Source organism: Curtobacterium sp. MCSS17_011 (assembly GCF_003224275.1).
In the GTDB taxonomy this organism is placed as follows: Bacteria; Actinomycetota; Actinomycetes; order Actinomycetales; family Microbacteriaceae; genus Curtobacterium.
In genome coordinates this window covers 260,924-267,251 of the sequence record NZ_QKLE01000002.1, presented here as the reverse complement: position 1 = coordinate 267,251, position 6,328 = coordinate 260,924, and the positions used below count along the sequence as shown (strand labels likewise).

The 6,328-nt window shown below is 70.4% G+C and carries 5 protein-coding genes and 1 pseudogene; 1 reads left to right on the top strand and 5 read right to left on the bottom strand.

What is annotated here, in order from left to right; genetic code table 11:
* From DEJ17_RS02625 to DEJ17_RS02605, 5 genes and pseudogenes are all read right to left on the bottom strand, one after another.
* Window positions 1–1,051: pseudogene (locus DEJ17_RS02625) on the bottom strand (cell division protein FtsK); the annotation flags it as partial.
* Window positions 1,052–1,204: 153 nt separating this feature from the next.
* Window positions 1,205–2,881 carry a ribonuclease J gene (locus DEJ17_RS02620; RefSeq protein ID WP_110891926.1) on the bottom strand — a complete coding sequence of 559 codons (1,677 nt, stop codon included), beginning with the start codon at window positions 2,879–2,881 and terminating at the stop codon, window positions 1,205–1,207.
* Between the two features lie 49 nt (window positions 2,882–2,930).
* A complete protein-coding gene (gene dapA / locus DEJ17_RS02615) occupies window positions 2,931–3,908 on the bottom strand; it encodes a 4-hydroxy-tetrahydrodipicolinate synthase (RefSeq protein ID WP_110891943.1) in 978 nt (325 codons plus the stop codon).
* Window positions 3,909–4,033: 125 nt separating this feature from the next.
* Window positions 4,034–4,528, bottom strand: coding sequence for a dihydrofolate reductase (locus tag DEJ17_RS02610; RefSeq protein WP_110891925.1), 495 nt, complete (start codon window positions 4,526–4,528; stop codon window positions 4,034–4,036).
* Window positions 4,528–5,358 carry a thymidylate synthase gene (locus DEJ17_RS02605; RefSeq protein WP_110891924.1) on the bottom strand — a complete coding sequence of 277 codons (831 nt, stop codon included), beginning with the start codon at window positions 5,356–5,358 and terminating at the stop codon, window positions 4,528–4,530. Before DEJ17_RS02605 ends, DEJ17_RS02610 begins: the two co-directional genes overlap by 1 nt.
* Before the next feature lie 38 nt (window positions 5,359–5,396).
* Between DEJ17_RS02605 and DEJ17_RS02600 the strand changes: the two genes are divergently transcribed.
* The gene (locus tag DEJ17_RS02600) at window positions 5,397–6,311 is read left to right on the top strand and encodes a TIGR01777 family oxidoreductase (protein WP_110891923.1); all 915 of its coding nucleotides are present in this window, start codon (window positions 5,397–5,399) and stop codon (window positions 6,309–6,311) included.
* Window positions 6,312–6,328 lie beyond the last annotated feature (17 nt).

Genomic DNA, 6,328 nt, shown 5'->3' with positions numbered 1-6,328 from the left:
CGGCAGCAGCGCCCGCGTTGGGGTTGCCCACCGGGGCAGCGGGTGCAGCCGCCGCGGCGGGCGGCGCCGTCGGTGCGACACCGGTGGCCGGGGGCAGCACGGGGCTGTCGTACGCCGGGTCCTCTTCACGCCCGGACTTGTTCCGGCGCCACCACGGCACGTTGTCGCCACCGGCTTCCGCGTCGGCACCGGCCTGCTCGTCGCCGAACCCGAGGTCGTCGAACAGCTGGAAGTCGGTGTCGCCCTTCTTGCCGCGCTTCGAGGTGCGGGCACGAGGGGCTGGCTCGGCCGCGGCGGCGTCGGCTTCGGGCTCCGCCGCGGGGGCCGGTGCGCCGAACAGGTAGGCGTAGAGCTCGTGCAGCCGGCGACCGAGCTTGTTCGGCGGCGTCTTGGTGATGATGAAGAGCGAGAGCACGAGCAGCACGATCGCCACGGGCACGGCCACCCAGGCGGTCGCGATCGTGACGAGCCAGCCGATGACCACCCACCCGAGCACGCCACCGGCTGCGGCCAGCGCGGGCATGCCGTCAGCCGCACTCGGCCGGCCGCCGAAGACGTGGCACAGCGAGGCGATCGACACGATCAGGATGCCCAGGCCGATGCCGATCCGGGTGTTGTCGTGCACCGATGCCGGGTGCCGGAACAGCCACCCGGCGAAGACGATCATGATCACCGGCAGGGCGAACGCCAGGCGGCCGAAGAGCCCGCCGAACGTGTACGCGTCGAGTGCGACCGAGACGCTGTTGGTCGGGTTGAGCCACTCGACGACCCCGCCGGCGATGGCCAGCAGGAACAGCAGGAACGGGAACCCGTCGCGCCGCTGGTCCTTCTCGAGGGTCTCCTTGCCGAGCAGCCGGAACATCGCCCCGACGCCGTGCGCCATCGCGAGCCAGAAGGTCACGAGGGGGTTCTGCTCGCGGAACACCGGCGTGGGTGCGGCCTGCGGCAGCTTCTTCGTCGTGGCCTGGGTGCGCGACGAACCGCGCGTCCCGTTGCCACGGGACGACGTGGACGCGCGCGAGCGCGTGGTCGACTTGGTGCCTCCGGCCATGGGCAGAACCCTAACGCCCGCTCAGGACAAACGCAGGAAGGCCCGCCGCAGCGTCCGTGACGGACGCTGGACGGGCCTCCCGGGCAGGACCGACGCGAACGCGAACGCGAACGCGAACGCACCCGCGAACGCGAGCACGCCCGCGAACCGGCGCTACGCCTCGATGACCACCGGGACGATCATCGGGCGACGACGGTGCTTCGTGTTCACCCAGCGGCCGACGGTGCGTCGGACCACCTGCGCGAACGCGTGCGAGTCGCGGGTGCCGTTGGCGGCGGCCTCGGCCAGTGCCTTGGCGATCTGCGGGCGGACGTCGTCGAACACGGCGTCGGTCTCGGCGAACCCGCGGGACTGGATCTCCGGGCCGATCACGCACTGCCCGGTGGTGAAGTCCACCGCCGCGAAGATCGAGATGAAGCCCTCTTCTGCCAGGACACGGCGGTCCTTCAGGTCGGCGTCGGTGATCTCACCGACGGTCGAGCCGTCGACGTAGACGTAGCCGATGTCGAGCTGACCGGCGACCGTGGCGACGCCGTCCTTCAGGTCGACGACGATGCCGTCCTGCCCGAGGATGACGTTGCGCGGCGGCACACCCGTCTGGATCGCCAGGTCGGCGTTCGCGTACAGGTGGCGGTGCTCGCCGTGGACCGGCAGCACGTTGCGCGGCCGCAGGATGTTGTAGCAGTAGAGCAGCTCGCCGGCGGAGGCGTGTCCGGAGACGTGCACCTTCGCGTTGCCCTTGTGCACGACCTTCGCGCCGAGCTTGGTCAGCCCGTCGATGACGCGGTACACGGCGTTCTCGTTGCCCGGGATGAGCGACGACGCGAGGATGACGGTGTCGCCCTCGCCGATCTCGATCTGGTGCTCGAGGTTCGCCATGCGGGCCAGGACGGCCATCGGCTCACCCTGCGACCCGGTCGACATGTAGACGATCTGGTCGTCGGGGACGTTCTTCGCCTTCTTCGTGTCGATGAGCACGTTCTCCGGCACCCGCAGGTACCCGAGCTCGGCGGCGATCGTCATGTTGCGGATCATCGAGCGACCCATGAACGCGACCTTGCGATTGGCGGCCGCGGCGGCGTCGAGGACCTGCTGCACACGGTGCACGTGCGACGAGAAGCTCGCCACGACGACCTTCTTGCGGGCGCGCGTGATGATGTTCTCGAGCACCGGGCCGATGTCGCGCTCCGGAGCGGTGAAGCCCGGCACGTCAGCGTTCGTGGAGTCCGGCAGGAACAGGTCCACGCCGGCCTCGCCCAGACGGGCGAACGCACGGAGGTCGGTGATGCGGTCGTCCAGCGGGAGTTGGTCCATCTTGAAGTCGCCCGTGTGCAGCACACGACCGGCGGGGGTCGTGATCGCGACGGCGAGGGCGTCCGGGATGGAGTGGTTCACGGCGACGAACTCGAGGTGGAACGGGCCGATCTGCTCGGTCTGGTCCTCGGCCACGACGAGCGTGTACGGCTTGATCCGGTGCTCCTTGAGCTTCGCCTCGACCAGCGCGAGGGTCAGCGTGGAGCCGATCAGCGGGATGTCGTCGCGGAGCTTGAGCAGGTACGGGACGGCGCCGATGTGGTCTTCGTGGCCGTGCGTGAGCACGACACCGAGGACGTCGTCGAGGCGGTCACGGATCGGCGAGAAGTCCGGCAGGATCAGGTCGACACCGGGCTGGTGCTCCTCGGGGAACAGCACGCCGGCGTCGACGATGAGCAGCTTGCCCTCGTACTCGTAGACGGTCATGTTGCGACCGATCTCGCCGAGGCCCCCGATGGGGACGACGCGGAGGGTGCCGGCTTCGAGCGGCTGCGGTTCGGAGATCTGTGTGGGCATTCGGTCCTACGGATTCGGGCGACGCGCGTACTGCGCGCCACGGTGTTCGCTAGCGGGTGGTGCCTGGCACCTTCGGTAGTGCACCGCCGGCCGCCGCGTTGCGGTCGGGGCGGAAGTTCGAGAAGTCGGCGCCGGGCACGTCACGCACGGCTTCGAGCGAGGTCTCGATGGCGTACGCCTCGGAGTCCTCGGGGCCGACGAGCGGCAGTCGGACGCGCGGGCTGCCGATGCGGCCGAGCCCGTGCAGGATGTACTTCGCGGCCACGGTACCGGGAACGTGCGTCATCACGGCGCGGACGAGTGGCTCGAGTCGCTTGTGCTCGGCCGTCGCGGTGGCCAGGTCGCCCCGGTTCACGGCGTCGACGATGGTGCGGTACGGCGCCGACGTGATGTTCGCGGTCACGCCGATCAGGCCCGTGGCGCCGATCGACAGGTGCGGGAGCACGTTCGTGTCGTCGCCGGAGAAGTACATGAGATCGGTGTTGTTCAGCACACGCGAGACCTCGGCGAAGTCGCCCTTGGCGTCCTTCACGGCGAGGATGTTCGGGTGCTTCGACGCACGCAGGATCGTGTCGTACGTGATCGGGATGCCGGTGCGGCCGGGGATGTCGTACAGGATCACCGGCAGGTCGGTGGCGTCGGCGATCATCCGGAAGTGCGTGAGGACACCCGACTGCGTCGGCTTGTTGTAGTACGGAGTGACGATCATGACGCCGTCGGCACCGGCGCGCTCGCTCTGCTTGTACAGGTGGATCGCGTGGGCGGTCTCGTTCGAGCCGCCGCCCGTGATGATCTTCGCGCGGCCGGCGGCGACGGACTTGCCGACCTCGACCAGCCGGAGCTTCTCCGGGTCGGTCAGCGTCGACGTCTCACCGGTCGTGCCGGTGACGACGATGCCGTCGGCGCCGGCGCTGATGCAGTCGTCGATGTGCTGCTCGACGCCGGGCCAGTCGACCTCACCGTCGGCCGTGAACGGGGTCACGAGGGCGACGAGGACCTGACCGAAGGGATTCTCACGCGGGGACACGGGCACCAGCGTACCGGGGATGTGCGCGAGGACGGCCGTCCGTGTGGACGGTGGACCGCCTGCGGCGCGGCCGGGAGGCCCGGATCGCGTCCGCCCCGCCGGTCGCGCCCGGCGACATCGGGCACTCAGGCGCGGCGCTGCCACTCCAGGAACCGGTAGCGGGTGCCGCCGTCGCGGGACTCCTGCCACGGCCCGTCGTCGACCAGGATCCAGTCGTCACCGAGTTCGGGCGCCGCGGTGTCCCCCGCGACGTCGACGTCGATCAGGGTCTCGGAGACGTGGTCGGCCGAGTCGAGCGCGGCGCCGTACACCTGGCCGCCGCCGATGACCCAGACGGTCTCGTCGGCGCCTTCTGCACCCTCGAGCGTGGCCTGCAGGTCGTGCACGACCTCGGCGCCGGCGGCCGACCACGTCGTGTCACGGGTGAGCACGACGTTGCGCCGACCGGGCAACGGCCGGAAGCGCTCGGGCAGGGACTCCCAGGTGCGCCGGCCCATCAGCACGGTCGCGTCGCCGGTGACCTGCTTGAAGTGCGCCAGGTCCTCGGGCACGTGCCAGGGCATGCCGCCGTCGGCACCGATGACACCGGTGGTCGAGCGGGCCCAGACCATGCCGATCATCAGACGGCGACCGCGGCCTTGATCGCCGGGTGGTGCTCGTAGCCGACGACGGTGAAGTCCTCGTACTCGTAGTCGTCGATCGAGTCGCGCGGTGCGAGTTCGAGCGTCGGCATCGGGTACGCCGTGCGGGACAGCTGCTCCTCGACCTGCTCGACGTGGTTGTCGTAGATGTGGCAGTCGCCGCCGGTCCAGACGAAGTCGCCGACCTCGAGCCCGGTCTGCGCCGCGATCATGTGGGTGAGCAGCGCGTACGAGGCGATGTTGAACGGGACGCCGAGGAACATGTCGGCGCTCCGCTGGTAGAGCTGGCACGAGAGCTTGCCGTCGTTCACGTGGAACTGGAAGAACGCATGGCACGGGGCGAGCGCCATGTCCGGCACGTCGGCGACGTTCCACGCCGAGACGATGAGCCGGCGGCTGTCCGGGTTCGCCTTGATCTGCTCGATGACCTGCGCGATCTGGTCGACGTGTTCGCCCGACGGGGTCGGCCACGATCGCCACTGCACGCCGTACACCGGGCCGAGGTCGCCGTCGGCGTCCGCCCACTCGTTCCAGATCCGGACGCCGTGCTCCTGCAGCCAGGTCGCGTTGCCCTCGCCGCGCAGGAACCAGAGGAGCTCGTACGCGACCGACTTGAAGTGCACGCGCTTGGTGCTGACGAGCGGGAAGCCCTTCGACAGGTCGTAGCGGAGCTGCGCGCCGAACAGGCTGCGGGTCCCGGTGCCGGTGCGGTCGCCCTTCGGCGATCCCTCGGTCAGGACCCGGCGGAGCAGGTCTTCGTAGGGCGTCGGGACGGAGGCGTCGGGCTGTACGGTCTCGCTGTCGGTCACACACAGAAGCCTACGTCGGTGTGAGTAGCGTTGCGGGCATGCCCGACACGACGGTACAACCGCTCTCGATCCTGGTGGCCGGCTCGTCCGGGTTCATCGGGACGCCCCTCGTCCGCGCCCTGCGCGAAGCGGGGCACCACGTCACCACGCTCGTCCGCCGCGAAGCGCGCACCGCGACCGAGTTCCGCTGGGCGCCGGGGCGGCGTCCACTCGACCCCGCGATCGTCGACGGTGCCGACGTGGTGATCAACCTCGCCGGCGCGAACATCGGCAAGCTGCCGTGGACGGACGCCTACCGCGGGGAGATCCGCAGCTCGCGCATCGACGCCACCGACACCCTGGTCGAGGCGATGCGGCACGCCGCCACTCCCCCGGCGCTGTTCTTGTCGGGATCGGCCTCGGGCGTGTACGGCGACCGCCCGGCCGACGTGCTGCAGGACGACGCCGCCCCGGGCTCGGGCTTCCTCGCCGACGTCTGCACCGCGTGGGAAGCCGCCGCGAACGCCGCTCCCGCCGGGGTGCGGGTCGTCACGCTCCGCACCGGCATCGTCATCGGCAAGGGCGGTGGTGCGCTCGCGCCGATCGTCCCGCTGACGAAGCTCGGCGTCGGGAGCCGACTGGGCACCGGTGGCCAGCACTGGCCCTGGATCGCCCTCGAGGACGAGGTCGGTGCGATCCTGCACCTGGCCACCGCGGCCCCGGAGGTCTCCGGCCCGGTGAACCTGGCGGGCCCCGAGCCCGTCGTCGCCGACCGCATCACGAAGCACGTCGCCGAGGTGCTGCACCGCCCCTACCTGTTCCGGATCCCCGAGTTCGCCCTGCGCCTGGCGCTGCGGGACGCCGCCGACGACATGCTCCTGTCGAGCCAGCGGATGGTCCCCACGAAGCTGCTCGAGTCCGGCTACACGTTCCGGTATCCGCAGGCTGCGGACGCGATCGACGCCGTCTTCTGATCGACGCCGAGCCCGTG

Coding starts and splice junctions, on each gene's coding strand:
- DEJ17_RS02620 (WP_110891926.1), bottom strand. CDS start 2,881: ATGCCCACACAGATCTCCGAACCGCAGCCGCTCGAAGCCGGCACCCTC.
- DEJ17_RS02610 (WP_110891925.1), bottom strand. CDS start 4,528: ATGATCGGCATGGTCTGGGCCCGCTCGACCACCGGTGTCATCGGTGCC.
- DEJ17_RS02600 (WP_110891923.1), top strand. CDS start 5,397: ATGCCCGACACGACGGTACAACCGCTCTCGATCCTGGTGGCCGGCTCG.